The sequence below is a fragment of the Massilia genomosp. 1 genome, from assembly GCF_011682185.1.
Taxonomy (GTDB): domain Bacteria; phylum Pseudomonadota; class Gammaproteobacteria; order Burkholderiales; family Burkholderiaceae_D; genus Telluria_A; species Telluria_A rubra.
In genome coordinates, this window is record NZ_WHJF01000054.1 from 1 (window position 1) to 18,241 (window position 18,241).

The 18,241-nt window shown below is 63.2% G+C and carries 24 protein-coding genes and 1 pseudogene; 1 reads left to right on the plus strand and 24 read right to left on the minus strand.

What is annotated here, in order from left to right; all coding sequences use genetic code 11:
* A pseudogene (locus tag F1735_RS19460) lies at positions 1-535 on the plus strand (hypothetical protein); the annotation flags it as partial.
* A 13-nt stretch (positions 536-548) separates the two neighbouring features.
* Here F1735_RS19460 and tatC read toward each other — a convergent pair.
* The 24 genes from tatC to F1735_RS19580 all read right to left on the minus strand — a co-directional run bounded on the left by tatC (position 549) and on the right by F1735_RS19580 (position 18,017).
* The gene (gene tatC / locus F1735_RS19465; protein ID WP_167238483.1) at positions 549-1,304 is read right to left on the minus strand and encodes a twin-arginine translocase subunit TatC; all 756 of its coding nucleotides are present in this window, start codon (positions 1,302-1,304) and stop codon (positions 549-551) included.
* A gap of 17 nt (positions 1,305-1,321) precedes the next feature.
* On the minus strand, positions 1,322-1,807 hold the full coding sequence (gene tatB, locus F1735_RS19470) for a Sec-independent protein translocase protein TatB (protein ID WP_167238484.1): 486 nt from the start codon (positions 1,805-1,807) through the stop codon (positions 1,322-1,324).
* 48 nt (positions 1,808-1,855) lie between these two features.
* On the minus strand, positions 1,856-2,077 hold the full coding sequence (gene tatA, locus F1735_RS19475) for a Sec-independent protein translocase subunit TatA (RefSeq protein WP_167238485.1): 222 nt from the start codon (positions 2,075-2,077) through the stop codon (positions 1,856-1,858).
* An 88-nt stretch (positions 2,078-2,165) separates the two neighbouring features.
* On the minus strand, positions 2,166-2,537 hold the full coding sequence (locus F1735_RS19480; RefSeq protein WP_167238486.1) for a histidine triad nucleotide-binding protein: 372 nt from the start codon (positions 2,535-2,537) through the stop codon (positions 2,166-2,168).
* Between the two features lie 176 nt (positions 2,538-2,713).
* Positions 2,714-3,061, minus strand: a complete 348-nt coding sequence (locus tag F1735_RS19485; RefSeq protein ID WP_167238487.1) for a phosphoribosyl-ATP diphosphatase — start codon at positions 3,059-3,061, stop codon at positions 2,714-2,716.
* Complete coding sequence (gene hisI / locus F1735_RS19490; protein WP_167238488.1) at positions 3,058-3,504, minus strand: phosphoribosyl-AMP cyclohydrolase; 447 nt, start codon at positions 3,502-3,504, stop codon at positions 3,058-3,060. The genes F1735_RS19485 and hisI overlap by 4 nt, the downstream gene beginning before the upstream one ends.
* A 2-nt stretch (positions 3,505-3,506) precedes the next feature.
* Positions 3,507-4,268: an imidazole glycerol phosphate synthase subunit HisF gene (hisF, locus tag F1735_RS19495; RefSeq protein WP_167238489.1), complete on the minus strand. Its 762-nt coding sequence runs from the start codon at positions 4,266-4,268 to the stop codon at positions 3,507-3,509.
* 16 nt (positions 4,269-4,284) lie between these two features.
* Complete coding sequence (hisA, locus tag F1735_RS19500; protein ID WP_167238490.1) at positions 4,285-5,061, minus strand: 1-(5-phosphoribosyl)-5-[(5-phosphoribosylamino)methylideneamino]imidazole-4-carboxamide isomerase; 777 nt, start codon at positions 5,059-5,061, stop codon at positions 4,285-4,287.
* A gap of 46 nt (positions 5,062-5,107) precedes the next feature.
* The gene (hisH, locus tag F1735_RS19505) at positions 5,108-5,746 is read right to left on the minus strand and encodes an imidazole glycerol phosphate synthase subunit HisH (protein WP_167238491.1); all 639 of its coding nucleotides are present in this window, start codon (positions 5,744-5,746) and stop codon (positions 5,108-5,110) included.
* Between the two features lie 146 nt (positions 5,747-5,892).
* The gene (gene hisB, locus F1735_RS19510; RefSeq protein WP_167238492.1) at positions 5,893-6,492 is read right to left on the minus strand and encodes an imidazoleglycerol-phosphate dehydratase HisB; all 600 of its coding nucleotides are present in this window, start codon (positions 6,490-6,492) and stop codon (positions 5,893-5,895) included.
* Between the two features lie 11 nt (positions 6,493-6,503).
* On the minus strand, positions 6,504-7,598 hold the full coding sequence (hisC, locus tag F1735_RS19515; protein ID WP_167238493.1) for a histidinol-phosphate transaminase: 1,095 nt from the start codon (positions 7,596-7,598) through the stop codon (positions 6,504-6,506).
* Positions 7,599-7,739: 141 nt separating this feature from the next.
* The gene (locus tag F1735_RS19520; protein WP_167238494.1) at positions 7,740-8,555 is read right to left on the minus strand and encodes a DNA-methyltransferase; all 816 of its coding nucleotides are present in this window, start codon (positions 8,553-8,555) and stop codon (positions 7,740-7,742) included.
* The gene (gene hisD / locus F1735_RS19525) at positions 8,552-9,874 is read right to left on the minus strand and encodes a histidinol dehydrogenase (RefSeq protein WP_167238495.1); all 1,323 of its coding nucleotides are present in this window, start codon (positions 9,872-9,874) and stop codon (positions 8,552-8,554) included. The genes F1735_RS19520 and hisD overlap by 4 nt, the downstream gene beginning before the upstream one ends.
* Positions 9,875-9,893: 19 nt before the next feature.
* Positions 9,894-10,568 carry an ATP phosphoribosyltransferase gene (gene hisG / locus F1735_RS19530; RefSeq protein WP_167238496.1) on the minus strand — a complete coding sequence of 225 codons (675 nt, stop codon included), beginning with the start codon at positions 10,566-10,568 and terminating at the stop codon, positions 9,894-9,896.
* 20 nt (positions 10,569-10,588) lie between these two features.
* The gene (gene murA, locus F1735_RS19535; RefSeq protein ID WP_167238497.1) at positions 10,589-11,839 is read right to left on the minus strand and encodes a UDP-N-acetylglucosamine 1-carboxyvinyltransferase; all 1,251 of its coding nucleotides are present in this window, start codon (positions 11,837-11,839) and stop codon (positions 10,589-10,591) included.
* Positions 11,840-11,852: 13 nt separating this feature from the next.
* A complete protein-coding gene (locus F1735_RS19540; RefSeq protein ID WP_166874824.1) occupies positions 11,853-12,089 on the minus strand; it encodes a BolA family protein in 237 nt (78 codons plus the stop codon).
* 25 nt (positions 12,090-12,114) lie between these two features.
* On the minus strand, positions 12,115-12,879 hold the full coding sequence (locus tag F1735_RS19545) for an ABC transporter permease (protein ID WP_167238498.1): 765 nt from the start codon (positions 12,877-12,879) through the stop codon (positions 12,115-12,117).
* On the minus strand, positions 12,876-13,805 hold the full coding sequence (locus tag F1735_RS19550; protein ID WP_167238499.1) for an ABC transporter ATP-binding protein: 930 nt from the start codon (positions 13,803-13,805) through the stop codon (positions 12,876-12,878). Before F1735_RS19550 ends, F1735_RS19545 begins: the two co-directional genes overlap by 4 nt.
* Positions 13,806-13,954: 149 nt before the next feature.
* Positions 13,955-14,251 carry an STAS domain-containing protein gene (locus F1735_RS19555; RefSeq protein WP_167238500.1) on the minus strand — a complete coding sequence of 99 codons (297 nt, stop codon included), beginning with the start codon at positions 14,249-14,251 and terminating at the stop codon, positions 13,955-13,957.
* A 1-nt stretch (position 14,252) separates the two neighbouring features.
* The gene (locus tag F1735_RS19560; RefSeq protein ID WP_167238501.1) at positions 14,253-14,891 is read right to left on the minus strand and encodes an MlaC/ttg2D family ABC transporter substrate-binding protein; all 639 of its coding nucleotides are present in this window, start codon (positions 14,889-14,891) and stop codon (positions 14,253-14,255) included.
* A 69-nt stretch (positions 14,892-14,960) separates the two neighbouring features.
* Positions 14,961-15,896 carry an MlaA family lipoprotein gene (locus F1735_RS19565; protein ID WP_308627861.1) on the minus strand — a complete coding sequence of 312 codons (936 nt, stop codon included), beginning with the start codon at positions 15,894-15,896 and terminating at the stop codon, positions 14,961-14,963.
* 5 nt (positions 15,897-15,901) lie between these two features.
* Complete coding sequence (mlaD, locus tag F1735_RS19570; protein WP_167238502.1) at positions 15,902-16,369, minus strand: outer membrane lipid asymmetry maintenance protein MlaD; 468 nt, start codon at positions 16,367-16,369, stop codon at positions 15,902-15,904.
* 68 nt (positions 16,370-16,437) lie between these two features.
* Positions 16,438-17,217 carry a lipid asymmetry maintenance ABC transporter permease subunit MlaE gene (gene mlaE / locus F1735_RS19575; RefSeq protein WP_166885669.1) on the minus strand — a complete coding sequence of 260 codons (780 nt, stop codon included), beginning with the start codon at positions 17,215-17,217 and terminating at the stop codon, positions 16,438-16,440.
* On the minus strand, positions 17,214-18,017 hold the full coding sequence (locus F1735_RS19580; RefSeq protein ID WP_166885671.1) for an ABC transporter ATP-binding protein: 804 nt from the start codon (positions 18,015-18,017) through the stop codon (positions 17,214-17,216). Before F1735_RS19580 ends, mlaE begins: the two co-directional genes overlap by 4 nt.
* Positions 18,018-18,241: the final 224 nt, after the last annotated feature.

Below are 18,241 nucleotides of genomic sequence, written 5' to 3' on the forward strand. Positions count from 1 at the left end.
GGCCGCCGCCGCTGCGCCCGAACCGGCGCGGCGCGCGCCGGGCGCCGCGCCGACGCCGCCGGGCGCGCCGGCGCTGTCCGGCACGGCGCCGCCGAACGACATCGCGCAGCTGAGGCAAGAAGTCGCCAGCCTGCGGCGCGAAGTGGCCGGGCTGCGCATGATTCTCACGCGCGCGCCTCCCGCCGCACAGAGCGCGCTTGCGCTGACGGCGGAGACGGCGGCGGTGGCGCCGGCCGAGACCATGTTTCGCGCCGAACAGGTGGACCATGCGTGGAGCAGCCAGGCGTCAGCGGCCGTGCGCGCCGCGCTGGCGCGTGCCAATAGTGGGCTTGAATCGCAGGTCAGGCGGCTCGAATGCCGCACCAAAACCTGCCGCGTCGAGGTCAATCCGGCCAGCGCCGACCTGCTCGACAGCGCCACCCCGGCCCTGCTGTCCAATCTGGGAGCAACCCTGCCGAACATGACGGCAACGCAGGTCGGGAGCGATGACGGCAGCGAGGCCACGGTGCTGTACCTGGCCCGTCAGGCGCCCTGAGGGGGCGGCATATTTACGCCGATTCTTCCGGCGCCTGGGTGGCGCGCACGAAGGCCGGGGCGACCAGCAGGCCGAATTCGAACAAAATCCACATCGGGAAGGCCAGCGCAAGCTGGCTGACGATGTCCGGCGGGGTGACGATGGCGGCGATCACGAATGCGCCCACGATGACGTACGGACGGATTTCCTTGAGCTTGGCCACGCTGACGATCCCCATGCGCACCAGGATCACCACCACCACCGGCACCTCGAAGGTGGCGCCGAAGGCCAGGCACATCGACATGACGAAATCGAGATAGTTTTCGATGTCCGGCGTGACCGCGATCGAGGTCGGGGAAAAGTCGGAAATGAACTTGAACACGCGCCCGAACACGAAGAAGTAGCAGAACGCCACGCCGCTCATGAACAGGACCGAGGACGACACCACCAGCGGCAGCACCAGGCGTTTTTCGTGCTGGTACAGGCCGGGGGCGATGAAGGCCCACATCTGGTAGAACACCCACGGCAGCGCCAGGATAATCGACAGCACCAGGGTCACTTTCATCGGCACCAGGAATGGCGAGATGACGCCGGTGGCGATCATCTTCGAGCCGACCGGCAGCGAGGCGATCATCGGCTGGGCGATGATGTCGTAAATATAGGCCGGTCCGGGCCCCAGCATCAGCACGGCGCACACGACGGCGATGCCGATGGAGGCCTTGACCAGGCGGTCGCGCAATTCGACCAGATGAGAGATAAAGGTCTCTTCGCCCGCTGCTTTATCTGTCATTGAGAATTCAAAGAGTGTTAGAAGAAGGACGAGGTGGACGACGAGCGCGGACGGAATTTTTTCACGCGCGCGGCGCCCGACATGATGTGGGCCTTGCCGCCGTGGCGCTGCTTGTACCAGCCCGGCACCGCCGAATTGCGCACCAGCTTCTTGCGGCGGAAGTCGCGCGCCTTGCGTTCCAGGTCGCTCATGGTGGCGGCCGGCGCGCTTGAGGAGGGCAGGTCGCGCCAGGCGGCGTCGACATCGTCGATGTTCCGGGCGATGGTGTTTTCGACGCTGTCCTTGATCGACTGGGCTGTTTCCTGCACTTCCTTTTGCAGGTTGCGCAGTTCATCGAGCTCGATCTCGCGGCTCACCTCGGACTTGACCTCATGCAGGTAGCGCTGGGCGCGTCCATACAGGGTGCCCGCCATGCGCGCCGCCTTGGGCAGCTTTTCAGGGCCGATGACAATGAGTGCAACCACGCCGATAATGGCGATTTTAGAGAGTCCAAGATCGATCATGGCGTCTGGAAGTATCGGACTAGGCGCGCGCCGGGGCACGCACGGTCATCAGAACTTCGTTTTCTCTTTCGCTTCGCCATCGATGGTGGTCTTGTCCGTCACCTGCGAAGGAACCACCGGCTTGGCGTCCTCGTCGCCGCGCACGCCATCCTTGAAGCCTTTGACGGCCTTGCCAATATCGCCACCCATGTTGCCGAGTTTTTTGGTTCCAAAAACCAACACAACGACAAGCAACACGATCAGCCAATGCCAAACACTCAGTCCACCCATCATTTTCTCCTGTCGAGGCGCACGCGCCCGAATTCGCGAAAGCTTACGCCGCGTATTCTACGCGATGCCGGGCATTCCTGCCGCATTGTCAGCGTTGGCCGGCCCACGGACGGGCGCCGCCGATCAGGTGCAGGTGCAGGTGATACACTTCCTGGCCGCCGTCGGGACCGCTGTTGATGAGCGTCTTGTAACCGCCGGCCGGCTTGCCGTCGGCATCGTAGCTGACTTCGCAACCATGCTCTTTGGCAAGTTTTGGCGCCAGCGCCAGCAGCTTGCCCAGCAGCGCGGCATGCGATTCGTTGCATTCGGACAAGGTCGCAAGGTGGACCTTGGGAATGACCAGCAGGTGTACCGGCGCGGCCGGGTGGATATCCTTGAACGCCAGCAATTCTTCATCCTCGTAGACTATGCTCGAAGGAATTTGCTTGGCGGCGATTTTGCAAAACAGGCAGTCGGTCATGGACAGCTTCCGTAGGGTTAGAAGTACGAGGACCTCGAGAAACCGTAGCGAGCGGTGCAAGTTTCGTCCGGGACGCGCAGTCCGGGACGCGCAGTCCGGGACGCGCAGTCCGGGAAGCGCAGCCGTACGAAGGTACGGTGAGCATCGCAGGGCGAAAATTGCACCGCGCAGTAGGTTTATCGAGTGTCCTCGGGGCGGGCGGCTTTTTCGGCCAGTCCCGACAGGCCTTCGCGGCGCGCCAGCTCGTCGAGCACCTGTTGCGGGGAGAGGTCGAACTGGGCCAGCAGCACCAGCGAATGGAACCACAGGTCGGCGCATTCGTACAGCACCTTGGCAGCATCGCCATCGACGCGCGCATCCTTGGCGGCCATCACCAGCTCGGTGGCTTCTTCGCCGATTTTTTTCAGGATCGCGTCGTCGCCCTTGGAAAACAGGCGCGAGACGTAGGACGTGGCGGGGTCGCCGCCGTTTTCCAGCTTGCGCGATTCGATCGTTTGCGCCACGCGGGCGAGGGTCTGGCTCATGGGGTACTCTTTTTTGGATTGGTGTACATCGTTTCCGGGTCCTGCAGCACGGGTTCGACCACCTGCCAGTCGCCGCTTTTGGCGTCGCCGCCGAACTTTTGATAGAAGCAGGAATGGCGCCCGGTATGGCAGGCGATGGCGCCGGCCTGCTCGATCTTGAGCAGGATCACGTCTTCATCGCAGTCGAGACGGATTTCCAGCACCTTCTGGGTATGGCCCGACTCTTCGCCCTTGTGCCACAGCTTCTTGCGCGAGCGGCTCCAGTACACCGCTTCGCCCAGTTCCACCGTGCGCGCCAGCGCGTCGCGGTTCATCCAGGCGAACATCAGCACATCGTTCGAACCGGCTTCCTGGGCGATCACCGGCACCAGGCCGTTCTCGTCCCACCGGACTTTTTTCAGCCAGCTGAAATTGGCCGCGCTACTCGTTATCGTTGGTGTCATGTTCAATCCAGACGCATGGGAATGCCCTGCGCGGCCATGAAGCGCTTCGCTTCGCCGACCGTGTGCTGGCCGTAGTGAAAAATACTGGCCGCCAAAACCGCGTCGGCCTTGCCGACCTTGATGCCGTCGGCCAGGTCTTGCAGGCCGCCCACCCCGCCGGAGGCGATCACGGGAATGCCGATCGCGTTCGAGACGGCGGCCGTCAGGCCGAGGTCGAAGCCGGACTTGGTGCCGTCGCGGTCCATGCTGGTGAGCAGGATTTCGCCGGCGCCGAGGCGCTCCATGTTCATCGCCCATTCGACCGCATCGAGGCCGGTGGCGCGCCGCCCGCCGTGGGTGAACACTTCCCACTTGCCGGGCGCGCTCTGCTTGGCGTCGATGGCCACCACGATGCACTGCGAGCCGTGCTTTTGCGAGGCCTCGAACACCAGCTCGGGATTGGTGACGGCCGAGGAGTTCATGCTGACCTTGTCGGCGCCGGCGTTGAGCAGGCGCCGCACGTCGTCGACCTTGCGCACGCCGCCACCGACGGTGAGCGGGATGAACACGGTGGAGGCCACCGCTTCGATGATGTGCAGGATCAGGTCGCGCTCGTCCGAGGTCGCCGTGATGTCGAGGAAAGTGATCTCGTCGGCGCCCTGCTCATCGTAGCGGCGCGCGATTTCGACCGGGTCGCCGGCGTCGCGCAGTTCGGTGAAGTTGACGCCCTTGACGACGCGCCCGCCGGTCACGTCGAGGCAGGGAATGATGCGTTTTGCGAGCATGGTGTGTTCTTCCGGCTTACGCCGGATCGCCTTCGGTGAGTTCATCGGCGCGCGCCTGGGCCTGGCCCAGGTTGATCGTGCCCTCGTAGATCGAGCGGCCGCAGATGACGCCTTCGATGCCTTCTTCCTGCACCGCGCACAGGGCCTCGACATCGCCCAGGTTGTGCAGGCCGCCGGAAGCGATGATCGGGATGCGCACGGCCTGGGCCAGCTTGACGGTCGCTTCGATGTTAATCCCGCCCATCATGCCGTCGCGGCCGATGTCGGTGTAGATGATCGATTCGACGCCATAGGCTTCGAACTTGGTGGCCAGGTCGATCACTTCGTGGCCGCTCATCTTGCTCCAGCCGTCGGTGGCGACCTTGCCATCCTTGGCGTCCAGGCCGACGATGATGTGGCCCGGGAAGGCGCCGCAGGCGTCGTGCAAGAAGCCCGGGTTCTTGACAGCGGCGGTGCCGACGATGATGTAAGTGATGCCGTCGTCGAGATAGCGCTCGATGGTGTCGAGATCGCGGATGCCGCCGCCCAGCTGGACGGGGATCTCGTCGATACCGTTATCGACGGCGAACTCCTGCACCACCTGCAGGATCGACTTGACGGCGGCTTCGTTTTTCGGCTTGCCGGCGAAGGCGCCGTTCAGGTCCACCAGGTGCAGGCGGCGCGCGCCCTGCTTGAGCCAGTGCAGCGCCATTTCGGCGGGGTCTTCGGAGAAGACGGTGGCAAGTTCCATATCGCCCTGTTTGAGGCGAACGCAGTGACCGTCTTTGAGGTCGATGGCAGGAATGAGCAGCATGATCGGTTATCTTAGGTAGTTGGGTGATTGGGTGACCGGATGACAATCAGGGATTCCAGTGGACGAAGTTCTGGTACAGCCGCAGGCCCGCGCCGGCGCTTTTCTCCGGGTGGAACTGGGTCGCGAAAATATTATCGCGGGCGACCGCGCAACAGAACGGCGCGCCGTAATCGGTTTCGCCGGCGGTGAGGCTGGTGTCGTCAGGCTGGACATAGTAGCTATGCACGAAATAGAAGTAGCTATCGTCGAGGATACCCTGCCACAGCGGATGCTGGCGCACTTGTTTCACACGGTTCCAGCCCATCTGCGGCACCTTGAAGCGCGAGCCGTCCGGCTGCAGGCGGCCATCGAGCCGGAAGCGCACCACTTTGCCGGGCAACAGGGCCAGGCCGGACGTGTCGCCCTCCTCGCTCGCGTCGAACAGCATTTGCTCGCCGACGCACACGCCCATGATGGGACGGGTCCTGGCGGCGCGCAGCAAGGCTTCCTCGACGCCGGACTGGCGCAGGCTGGCCATGCAGTCGCGCATGGCGCCCTGGCCGGGCAGGACGATCCGGTCGGCCGAATCGATATCGGCGACCTCGCCGGAGATGAGAACGTCGGCTTCAGGAGCGACGGCGCGCAGGGCTTGCGCCACCGAGCGCAGGTTGCCCATGCCGTAGTCGACCACAACAATTTTATTCATAGCAATTCAGGTTCTTAATCGGAGACAGACGCGCTTTCTACCGTCGTCCCCGCGAAGGCGGGGATCCATAGCACGTTGGCGAATCGGCGGTGCTATGGGTTCCCGCCAAGTGCCGCCTTGGCGCGGGAACGACGGCGACGATGACGTTACAAACTACCCTTGGTCGACGGGATCGTGCCAGCCGAGCGCGCATCGCGTTCGGCCGCCATGCGCAGCGCGCGCCCAAACGCCTTGAACACCGTCTCGCACTGATGGTGCGCATTCTCGCCGCGCAGGTTATCGATGTGCAGCGAGACCAGCGCGTGATTCACAAAACCCTGGAAAAACTCATGCGCCAGGTCGACGTCGAAGCTGCCGATCATCGAACGCTTCCAGGGTACGTGCATTTCCAGCCCCGGACGACCGGAAAAATCGATCACCACGCGCGAGAGCGCTTCGTCCAGCGGCACGTAGGCGTGGCCGTACCGGCGGATGCCCTTCTTGTCGCCGATCGCCTTGGCCACCGCCATGCCGAGCGTGATGCCGGTATCTTCCACCGTGTGGTGGGCATCGATATGCAGGTCGCCCACGCAGTCGATATCGAGGTCGATCAGGCCGTGGCGGGCGATCTGGTCGAGCATGTGGTCCAGAAAAGGCACGCCCGTATTGAGCTTTTGCTGGCCAGTGCCATCGAGGTTGATGGCGACACGGATTTGCGTCTCGTTGGTGTTGCGCGTAATGTTTGCGGTGCGGTCTGCGGTGGTCATGGGAGGCTCGGTTAGTGCGAAGTCAGCGATGCCTTGACGGCATCCAGGAAAACAGCATTTTCTTCAGGTGTGCTCACGGTCACGCGGATGCACCCGCCCAATCCGTTCATTTTACTCACATTTTTGATCAGCACCTTGGCCGCGTCGAGCCGTGCGACGGTGGCGTCGGCGTCCGGCAGGCGCACCAGCAGGAAGTTGGCGGCCGACGGGAACACGGTCACCCCGGGCAGCGCGGCCAGCTCGGCCGCCATTTTCTCGCGCGCTTCGATCAGCAGGGTGGCCTGCTCGTTGAGCACCTCGATATGATCGAGCGCGAATTCGGCGGCAGTCTGGGTCAGCACGTTGATGTTGTACGGCGGGCGCACCTTCTCGAACTGCGCCAGCAGCTTGGGGGCGGCGGTCATGTAGCCGAGGCGGATGCCGGCCAGGCCCAGTTTCGAGACGGTGCGCATGACGACCAGGTTCCCGAACTCGGGCAGGCGCTCCATGAAGGAGGTGCGCGCGAACGGGCCGTAGGCTTCGTCGACGACGACGATGCCGGTGTCGCCGACGGCGCGGATGATCTCGACCATCTCGTCAGGGTCGAACAGGTTGCCGGTCGGGTTGTTCGGGTAGGCCAGGAACACCAGCGCCGGCTTGTGCTCGGCGATCCTGGCGAGCATGGTGGCTTGGTCGAGCGTCATGTCGGCGCGCAGCGGCACGCCCACGAACGTGGCGCCGGCCAGCATGGCCGAGCGCGAAAACATCACGAAGCCGGGCGTCGGCGCCAGGATCACCGGGCGGCGCGCGCCGCCCGAGACGGCGGTGGCCATGATCGAGATCAGTTCATCGGAGCCGTTGCCGAGGATGACGTCGTAACCGCCTGGTACGCCCAGGCGCGTGCAAATCTTGTGTTTGAGCGTGGCGTTGCTTGGCAGCGGATAGCGGTTCAGGACCGCGGCGGCCAGGCGCTGGCCCAGTTCTTCGCGCAGGTGGGCAGGCAGCGAGTATGGGTTCTCCATCGCGTCGAGTTTGATGAAGCCGTCGGCGTCGGCGACGACGTAGGCGTGGTCGGCCTGGACCTCGGGACGGATCGTGTTGGCGATCAGCGTGTCGATGAAACTCATGCTGCTTTGCTCCTTAAGTTACCGTCATTCCCGCGCAGGCGGGAATCCAAGTTCGTACCGTAGCCGTCGGCGGATCGGCGAACTTGGGTTCCCGCCTGCGCGGGAACGACGGCGCTGGCGGTGGTGGTGGGAATGACAGTTCTAAGCATTTTCAGCCTGCGCAGCCTTCTTGGGCGGCTTGCGCTTCTTGACCATTTCCTGCTCCGGCGGCGAAGCCAGGCGCGCGGCGACGATCTCGCAGTACGCGGCATTGAGCTCGAAGCCGACAAAATTGCGTCCGCAGCGCTTGGCCGCCATGGCCGTGGTGCCGCTGCCCATGAACAAGTCCATCACCACGCCGTCCGGCGGGCACGAGGCCTTGACCATGCGCTCGATGATCTCGAGGGGCTTCTGGGTCGGGTGATCGGCGCGCTCCGGGTGTTCCTTGTGCAGGCGCGACACGCTCCACAGATCCTTGGGGTTGTAGCCCACTTCCAGCCACTTGGCGCCGACGAAGATCGAACGCGAACGGGCCTTCTTGGTCGCCGCGTCGTAGGCAATACGCACCGCGTCCAGGTCGAAGTAGTAATCCTTGCGGTTCACAAAAAAGCCGATCGTGTCATGCACCGAACTGAAACTGCGCACGCTGCCGCCCATCGACGGCACCCGGCGGTCCCAGATAATCTCGTTCATCATCGTCATGCGCTGCTTGAGCATGACGAAAATCTCGGGCGAAAAGCGCCACGTCAGGAAAATATACAAACTGCCGTTGGGCTTGAGCTTGGGCAGCGCCTTTGAGATCCATTGCTCGGTCCAGGCCAGGTAATCGGCCACGCTTTGCTGGTCGGAGTTGTTGCCGTAGTCCTTGCCCAGGTTATACGGCGGGTCGGTCAGAATCAGGTCGATGGAACCGTCCGGGATGCGCGAAAGTCCACTCAGCGCATCCTCGCAAAATACCTGATTGAGCCAGTCGCTCATGGCGCCGGTCGCAGTCGCAGTTCGGCGCTGCGCGCGTGCGCCTGCAAGCCTTCGCCGTAGGCCAGTTCGGCCGCGACCTTGCCCAGCGTTTGCGCACCGGCTTCGCTGACGAAAATGATGGACGAGCGCTTCTGGAAGTCGTACACGCCCAGCGGCGACGAAAAGCGCGCGGTGCGCGAGGTGGGCAGCACGTGGTTCGGGCCGCAGCAATAGTCGCCCAGCGACTCGGACGAAAAACGCCCGAGGAACATGGCGCCGGCATGGCGGATCTTGTCGGCCCATTGCTGCGGGTCCTCGGCCGAAATTTCCAGGTGCTCGGCGGCGATGGCGTTGGCGATGTCGCACGCTTCCTGCATGTCGCGCACCTTGACCAGGGCGCCACGGTCGGTCATCGAGGTGCGGATGGTGTCCGCGCGCGGCATGCTCGGCAGCAGCTTGTGGATGCTCGCTTCGACCCGTGCGATGTAGTCGGCGTCGGGGCACAGCATGATGGCCTGCGCCAGTTCGTCGTGCTCGGCCTGCGAGAACAGGTCCATCGCGACCCAGTCCGGGTCGGTGCTGCCGTCGCACAGCACCAGGATTTCGGACGGGCCGGCGATCATGTCGATGCCGACCGTGCCGAACACGCGCCGCTTGGCCGCGGCCACGTAGGCGTTGCCGGGGCCGACGATCTTGTCGACCGGGGCGATGGTGGCGGTGCCGTAGGCCAGCGCGCCGACAGCCTGGGCGCCGCCGATGGTGATCACGCGCGTGACGCCCGCAATGGCGGCGGCGGCCAGCACCATCTGGTTTTTCACGCCGTCCGGGGTCGGCACCACCATGATAATTTCAGGCACGCCGGCCACCTTGGCCGGCACCGCGTTCATCAGCACCGACGACGGGTAGGCCGCCTTGCCGCCCGGGACGTAGATGCCGACCCGGTCGAGCGGGGTGATTTTCTGGCCCAGCACCGTGCCATCGGGCTCGGTGTAGGTAAAGCCGCGCAGTTCTTCTTTTTGCCGCTCGTGGAAGACACGAATCCGTTCGGCCGCCGTTTCCAGCGCCGCGCGCTGGGCTGCCGGCAGCGCAGCGAGTGCGGCCTGGAGTTCGGCTTGCGGCACGTCGAAGGCGGCCATGCTGGCGGCGCCGCCGGGAATGCGGTCGAATTTGTTGGTGTACTCAAGGACGGCGGCGTCGCCACGATGTTTGACGTCATGCAGGATCGCCGCCACCGATTGTTCAATCGCTTCATCGGTGGACGCTTCGAAGGCCAGCAGGGTATCGAGGCGTTGCTTGAAGTCCGGCTGGGCCGAATCGAGGTGGCGGATCTGGATGGTCATGATAGTCGTTTCTAGCTCTTTAGTTGTTCAGGCGCGAGGCGCGTTCGAAGGCGTCGAGAATCGGTTGCAGGCGCTCGCGCTTGAGTTTGAGCGCGGCCTGGTTCACCACCAGGCGCGAGGAGATGTCCATGATCTCTTCGACTTCGACCAGGTTGTTGGCGCGCAGGGTGCTGCCGGTGGAGACCACGTCGACGATCGCGTCCGACAGGCCGACCAGGGGCGCCAGCTCCATCGAACCATACAGCTTGATCAGGTCGACGTGTACGCCCTTGGCGGCGAAATGCTCGCGCGCGGTCTGGACGAACTTGGTGGCCACGCGCAGGCGCGCGCCCTGGCGCACCGCCTTGTCGTAGTCGAAGCCGGCGTTCACCGCCACCGACATGCGGCATTTGGCGATGTTCAGGTCGATCGGCTGGTACAGGCCTTCGCCGCCGTGCTCGAGCAGCACGTCCTTGCCGGCCACGCCGAAATCGGCGGCGCCGTACTGCACATAGGTCGGCACGTCGGACGCGCGCACGATGATGACGCGCACGTTCGGATCGTTGGTCGCCAAAATCAGCTTGCGCGAAGTCTCCGGGTTGTCGGTGACGGTGATGCCGGCCGACGCCAAGAGAGGCATGGTGTCGTCGAAGATACGGCCTTTCGACAGCGCCAGGATCAGCTGGGAGTTGGCCGGGTTACTGAATGTGCTCATTGATGTTTTCTCTGGCTTCTTTACTTGATGCGGACGATATCGGCGCCCACCGCCGACAGCTTCACTTCCATGCGGTCGTAGCCGCGGTCGAGGTGATAGATGCGGTCGATGATGGTGGTGCCTTGCGCGGCCATGGCGGCGATCACCAGCGAGGCCGAGGCGCGCAGGTCGGTCGCCATCACGGGCGCGCCCACCAGCTTGTCGACGCCCTTGACGTGGGCGGTGTTGCCCTCGGTCTGGATCGCGGCGCCCAGGCGGTTCATCTCCTGCACGTGCATGAAGCGGTTTTCGAAGATCGTTTCGGTAATGCGGCTGCCGCCCGAGGCGATCGTATTGACAGCCATGAACTGGGCCTGCATGTCGGTCGGGAAGCCCGGATACTCGGTGGTGCGGAACGACACCGGCTTCGGGCGGCCGCCCATCTGCGCACGGATCGAAGCGGGGCCCATGGTCATGACCAGGCCGATCTCGCGCAGCTTGTCGAGCGCCACGTCGAAATAGTCGGTGCGGGTGTTCTTGAGCAGGATGTCGCCGCCGGTGGCCGCCACCGCGCACAGGAACGTGGCCGCTTCGATGCGGTCCGAGATCACCGCGTGCCTGGCGCCGTGCAGTTCGGCCACGCCCTGGATCACCAGGCGGTCGGTGCCGATGCCTTCAATTTTGGCGCCCATGGCCACCAGCAGGTTGGCCAGGTCGGTCACTTCCGGCTCGCGCGCGGCGTTTTCGAGGATGGTTTCGCCGTCGGCCAGGGTGGCCGCCATCAGCAGGTTCTCGGTGCCGGTGACGGTGATCATGTCGGTGCGGATGCGCGCGCCCTTGAGCTTCTTGCACTTGGCGTAGATGTAGCCGCCTTCGATGGTGATCTCGGCGCCGAGCGCCTGCAAACCCTTGATGTGCTGGTCGACCGGACGCGAACCGATGGCGCAGCCGCCCGGCAGCGAGACCTTGGCTTCGCCGAAGCGCGCCAGCAAGGGGCCGAGCACCAGGATCGATGCGCGCATGGTCTTGACCAGCTCATACGGCGCTTCCAGGGTGGTGATGGCGCTGCCGTTCAAGGTCACGCGCTCGTCGTCCTGGGTCACCTTCAGGCCGGTCTGGGCCAGCAGCTTGAGGATGGTCTTGACGTCGTGCAGGCGCGGCACGTTCGACAGTTCAAGGTCGCCCGAGGTGAGCAAACCGGCGCACAAAATCGGCAGGGCCGCGTTCTTGGCGCCCGAAATGACGATTTCCCCTTCGAGGCGCTTGCCTCCGACCACTTGGAGCTTGTCCATGCTTGTTATCCTTTTAACCTTGGTATTCTTCTGGGGTGAGCGTTTTCATCGACAGCGCGTGGATTTCTTCGCGCATGCGCTCGCCCAGCACAGCGTAGACGATCTGGTGACGCTGGATCGGGCGCTTGCCGGCAAACGCCGGCGAGACGATGACAGCGGTGAAGTGCTGGCCGTCGCCATCCACTTCGAGGTGGGTGCATTCGAGACCGGCGCTGATGTAGCCGTGAATAAGTTCTGGTGTGGTAGCCACGATGATTCCTCTGATGAATGACGCATTAATGGCGCAGGTTGTAGCCGCGCTTGAGCAGGTTGATGGCGATACCCGCGAGTACCGCGAAAAAGGCCGACACGATCGCAAGGCTGGTCCACGGCGAGACGTCGGACTGGCCGAAGAAGCCGTGACGGAAGCCGTCGATCATGTAGAAAAACGGATTGAAGTGCGACACGGTGAGCCAGAATGGCGGCAGCGAGTGGATCGAGTAGAACACGCCGGACAGAAAAGTAGCGGGCATGATCAAGAAGTTCTGGAAGGCGGCCAGCTGGTCGAATTTTTCGGCCCAGATGCCGGCAATGACCCCCATGGTGCCGAGGATGGCCGCGCCCAGCAGCGCGAAGGCCAGGATCCACAGCGGCGCGGCGAACGACAGTTTGGCGAACCACACGGTGGCGATGAACACGCCGGCGCCGACCGTCAGGCCGCGCACCACGGAGGCGAGCACGTAGGCCGACAAAATCTCCCAGTGCGACAGCGGCGGCAGCAAAATGAACACCAGGTTGCCGGTGATCTTGGACTGGATCAGCGAGGACGAGGAGTTGGCGAAGGCATTCTGCAAGACGCTCATCATCACCAGGCCGGGAATGAGGAAGGCGGTGTAGTTCACGCCGCGCACGTTGACGTGACCTTCGAGCACGTGGCCGAAGATCAGCAGGTACAGCATGGCTGTGAGCACGGGCGCGAGCACGGTTTGCGTGGCCACCTTCCAGAAACGCAGCATTTCCTTGTAGAGCAGGGTCTGGAAGCCCACCGAGAACATGTTCATAGCGTACCCTTGTCCATAATCTGCAGGAAGATGTCTTCCAGGTCGGCCTGCTGCAGCTGCATTTCGTCGATGACGGCGCCACTTTCGCGCAGGCGCGCCAGGATCTGTTCGACTTCGCCGTATTCGTTTACGCGCAGGCTGTATTTCATGCCGCCGCCGTTGCCGCTGCCATTGTCATGTTCGTCGTGCGAGACCAGGTGGCGCAGCGCTTCCGGCAGCACCCCGCTGGCCAGGTGGACGATCAGCTGCGAACCGGAGATGCGCCGGATCAGGGCCGACATGGTGTCCAGTGCGACCACCTTGCCGCCCTTGAGCATGGCCACGCGCTGGCACATGGCTTGCGCTTCTTCCAGGTAGTGGGTGGTCAGCACCACGGTGTGGCCTTCCTTGTTCAAGCGCGAGATGAACTTCCAGAGCGTCTGGCGCAGTTCGACGTCGACGCCGGCGGTCGGCTCGTCGAGCACGATCACGGGCGGCTTGTGGACCAGCGCCTGGGCCACCAGCACGCGCCGCTTCATGCCGCCAGAGAGTGCGCGCATGTTCACGTCGGCCTTGCTGGTCAGGTCCAGGTTGCCCATGACCTCGTCGATCCACTTGTCGTTGTTTTTCAGGCCGAAGTAGCCCGATTGCAGGCGCAAGGTTTCGCGCACCGTGAAGAAGGGATCGAACACCAGTTCCTGCGGCACCACGCCGAGCTTCTTGCGCGCTTCGCGGAAATCGGTGACGACATCGTGGCCGTGAATGGCGACCGTGCCCGCATCGGGGCGGATCAGGCCGGCGATGGTGGAGATCAGGGTGGTCTTGCCGGCGCCGTTGGGGCCGAGCAGGCCAAAGAACTCGCCTTCTTCAATCGTCAGGGAGACGCCACCCAAGGCTTTGAGGGCCTTGTAGCTTTTCTCGACGTTGCTAATTTGAATCGCTGTCATGCGTCTTTTTGGGTGAGCAAATGTCTATACAGCATGCAGAGACATTGCGGGGTGAGCCGTCAATTATAGGGGAAATCGGGAGAAACAGAGTTGCCCAGGGTTACAGGCAGGGGGAGTGGGGAGGCGCGCAGGCCTCCCCAAAGGCAGGATCAATGGTGGTGCAGGTTGGCGGGGGTGTCCACCAGGAAGGCATCGACGCCGTACAGCGCGGCCAGGCTTTTCAGGCTGTCCGGAAGATTGACATAGGACAGCACCACGCCGGCGGTGCGCGCGGCGCGCTGCCAGGCCAGCAAGACCGCGACGGCGGACGAATCGGCGACCTTGACGGTGCCGAAATCGAACACGGTCTGGCCCGCCTTGATCGCATCGTAACCCTGCACCAGTGCCGCCTTGGCGTTGTGTACGGTCAGGGTATCGATGTTCTCGAGCTTGTTGGTTTGAACCATGTTATTTGAGTGGCTTGGCCAGCGGCTTGGCGGCCAGCTTCTTGTTGCGCTCGGCCAGGGTCTTGATCAGGCCATCGATGCCGGACTTGTTGATTTCCGAAGCAAACGTGCCCTTGTAGGTTTCCACCAGCCACGCGCCGAGCACGTTGATGTCGAAAATCTTCCAGCCGGCCGGGGTTTGCGCCAGGCGATAGTTCAGGGTGACCGGCTCGCCGCGGGCCACGTTCACTTGCGAACGCACTTCGACTTCCTTGTCTTCCGGCGCGGCGCGCAGCGGCTTGAACTCGACGGTTTCATTCTTGATCTGCGACAGCGCGCCCGAGTACGTAAAGATCAGCAGGGTGCGGAACTCGTTCGAGAGTTGCTTTTGCTGTTCAGGCGAGGCATCGCGCCAGGCGCGGCCGGCGGCCAGCTGGGTCATGCGCATGAAGTCAACGTGCGGCAAGATCTTGCTTTCGACCAAGTCCATGACCTTTTTATGGTTGCCGGCCTGGATATCCTTGTCGGCTTTGGCGGTGTCGATGACGTCGGCGCTGATGCGCTTGACGAGCGCGTCCGGCGCTTCGCCAGGGGCGGCAGCGATGGCGCTGGTGGCAATGGTCACTGTCGCGAGGGCAATAAGGTGTTTGATCAGTTTCATAAGCTCTTTTCGAAAAGGTTGCGTTGATACCGGCTGGACCGTGCGTTGACGGTCCAGTTTAACGGTTAACTACTTCGAGGGCGTTTCGGATGACACAGCCGGTGCCGCCGCTGGCGTCGCTGGCGGCGCGACAGGCGCGCTCGGCGTGGCCGCCGGCGCCGTGGCCGTGGCCGCAGCGCCAGGCGACGCGCCAGGCGACGCGCCAGGCGACGCGCCAGGCGACGCGCTGTCATCGTCGGCGTAGGCGGCGCGGATGCTCTTGGCGTCGGCCGGTCCGTCGTTGGCTTCTTTCAGCGCCTTGCGCGAGCTTTCGCCATCGAAGACCTGGCCCTGGCGGCGTTGCAGGAAGCCGTCGCGGATGAATTCGTAACGGTCGAGTGCGGCTTCTTCCATCAGGTTCGAGGCGTCCAGGATGTTGGCGCGGGCGTCGATCACGCGGATCGCGGTGCCGATGTTGCGGGTCGACGCGGGATCGACGTAGGACCAGCCGTTGGCGGCCATATCAACCGGCAAGCCGGAGGTATCGCGCACGGTGGACGGTCCCAGCAGCGGCAGCATCAGGTAGGGGCCGCTCGGCACGCCCCAGTAGCCGAGGGTCTGGCCGAAGTCTTCGTTGTGCTTTTTGAGGCCCGCTTCGGAAGCGATATCGAACAGGCCGCCGATGCCGAAGGTGGAATTGAGGGCAACGCGGGTCCAGTCGGACATGCCTTGCTCGCCCTTGCCTTGCATCAAGTTGTTAGCGCCGGTCCAGACATCGGACAGGTTGCCGAAGAAGTTGTTCACGCCGGTTTGCACGAAGCTCGGCAGCACCGTTTTATAGGCTTTGGCGGCCGGTTTGAGCGCGGCCTGGTCGATGGTGTCGTTAAACTTGAACATCGTGCGGTTGAACGGCTCGAGCGGATCGCGCGGGTTGTTGGTGGCGCAACCGCTCAGGGTGGCAATGGCCACCAGGGCGGCAGCGCTGACGCGCCAGGTCGGGGCGCGGTTCGGCTTCATGAATGTCATTGCTCTTATTCCTTTCCGTCGGCCGCCTTGCTGTAGATGAACTGATTAATCAGGTCTTCCAGCACGGTGGCAGATTGGGTCGTGTTAATGCGGTCACCATTGACCAGCTTGTTGGCATCGTCGCTACCTGCCTGAATACCGATGTACTGTTCACCGAGCAGGCCGGCGGTGAGGATCTTGAGCGAGCTATCTTTCGGGAAGTTATAGCCCGTCTCCAGTTCCAAGGTTACCAGCGCCTGATAAGTCTTGTCATCAAACTTGATATCGCCCACGCGCCCGACCACCACGCCGGCGCTTTTCACCGGTGCTTGCGGCTTGAGCCCGCCGATATTGTCGAACTTGGCCTGGACCAGGTAGGTCTTGCCGAACGACAATGTACTCATATTACCGGCCTTGAGGGCGAGGAACAGCAGCGCTGCCAGGCCCAGCAGGACAAACAGGCCGACCCAGACGTCGATGGATTTACGATGCATTTGATTTCCTAACTCGTGTTATGCGGCGCTGTGTGCCGCCAGATTCAATGTATTTAGTCGAACGGGATTTAGTTAAACATCATCGCGGTCATCACGAAGTCCAGACCCCAGACGGTCAGCGACGCGATCACAACGGTACGGGTGGTGGCGCGCGACACGTCTTCCGGCGTCGGCTGGGCCTGGTAGCCCTGGAACAGCGCGGTGAAGGTGACGGCGATGCCGAACACGAAGCTCTTGATGATGCCGTTGACGACATCGTGCTGCACATCCACGTTCGCCTGCATCTGCGACCAGAAGGCGCCTTCGTCGACGCCGATCAGCTGCACGCCGACCAGATAGCCGCCGAGTACGCCGACGGCGCTGAAGATGGTGCCGAGGATGGGCATGGCAATGACGCCGGCCCAGAAACGCGGTGCCAGCACGCGCTGCACCGGGTTAATGGCCATCATTTCCATGGCCGAGAGTTGCTCGCCGGCTTTCATCAAGCCGATTTGCGCGGTCAGCGAGGTACCGGCGCGGCCGGCGAACAGCAGGGCGGTCACGACCGGCCCGAGTTCGCGCACCAGCGCCAGCGCGACCACCTGGCCGAGCTTTTGTTCGGCGCCGTAGGGCGTGAGGGTGATATAGCCCTGCAAGCCGAGCACCATGCCGACGAACAAGCCGGAGACGATGATGATCACCAGCGAATAATTGCCGATGAAATGAATCTGTTCGGAAATGAGTCCGGGACGGCGCAGCGCGCCCGGGGTCACGCCCAGCAGGGTGAAAAAGGAGCGCGTGGCGAAACCGACGCTGGCGATGTTTTCGCGCACGGACTGGCCGATGGCGCCCAGGAAGTTAGCGATCACTTGCGCTCTCCCAGGCCCAGGTCTTCGGCCAGCGACTTGCCGGGGTAATGGAAAGGCACGGGGCCGTCGGGCGCGGCATTGACGAACTGCTTCACGTAAGGATCCTCGGAGACGCGCATGTCGGCCGGCGTACCCTGGGCGACAATCTTCCCGGCGGACATAAAGTACACATAATCGGCGATCGCAAAGCATTCATGCACATCGTGCGACACCAGGATCGAGGTGGAGCCGAGCGCATCGTTGAGCCTGCGGATCAGGTTGGCGGTCACGCCCATCGAGATCGGATCGAGGCCGGCGAACGGTTCATCGTACATGATCAGTTCCGGGTCGAGCGCGACGGCGCGGGCGACGGCCACGCGGCGCGCCATGCCGCCGGAAATCTCGGCAGGTTTCAGCCTGGCGGCATTGCGCAGGCCGACCGCGTTGAGCTTCATGAGCACCAGGTCGTGGATCAGCTCTTCGGGCAGGTCGGTATGCTCGCGCAGCGGAAAGGCGACGTTTTCGAAGACGCTCAGGTCGGTGAACAGGGCGCCGAACTGGAACAGCATGCCCATCTTGCGGCGCAGGCGGTACAGATTATCGGTATCGAGTTCGTGGACGGTTTCGCCGGCGACGGTGACGAAGCCTTTTTGCGGGCGGATCTGGCCGCCGATCAGGCGCAGCACCGTGGTCTTGCCACAGCCGGAACCGCCCATGACGGCCACGACCTTACCGCGTGGGAAGTCCATCCGGAGGTTCGACAAGATCGAACGGTCGCCGTAAGAAAAATGTAGATCGCGGATTTCGACAAGATTAGACACGGCGCTGTTCATATTTGGGAATGGCGTATTGTAGTGCAGAAAGGGCAATCCCTGCTGAGAGGCCCCCGATCCACAATGGGTGCGCGCGGCCAGAATACAACACTACTGAACGGCGGGTCAGATATTTCTGAAGGTAAGTGCTTGTTTTTGTTGGGATAGAAGCGGGGAGAAAACTGGTTCGGAGGCGAACTTCTTTCTCTTGCTCAACAATGCGTTTATGTAAC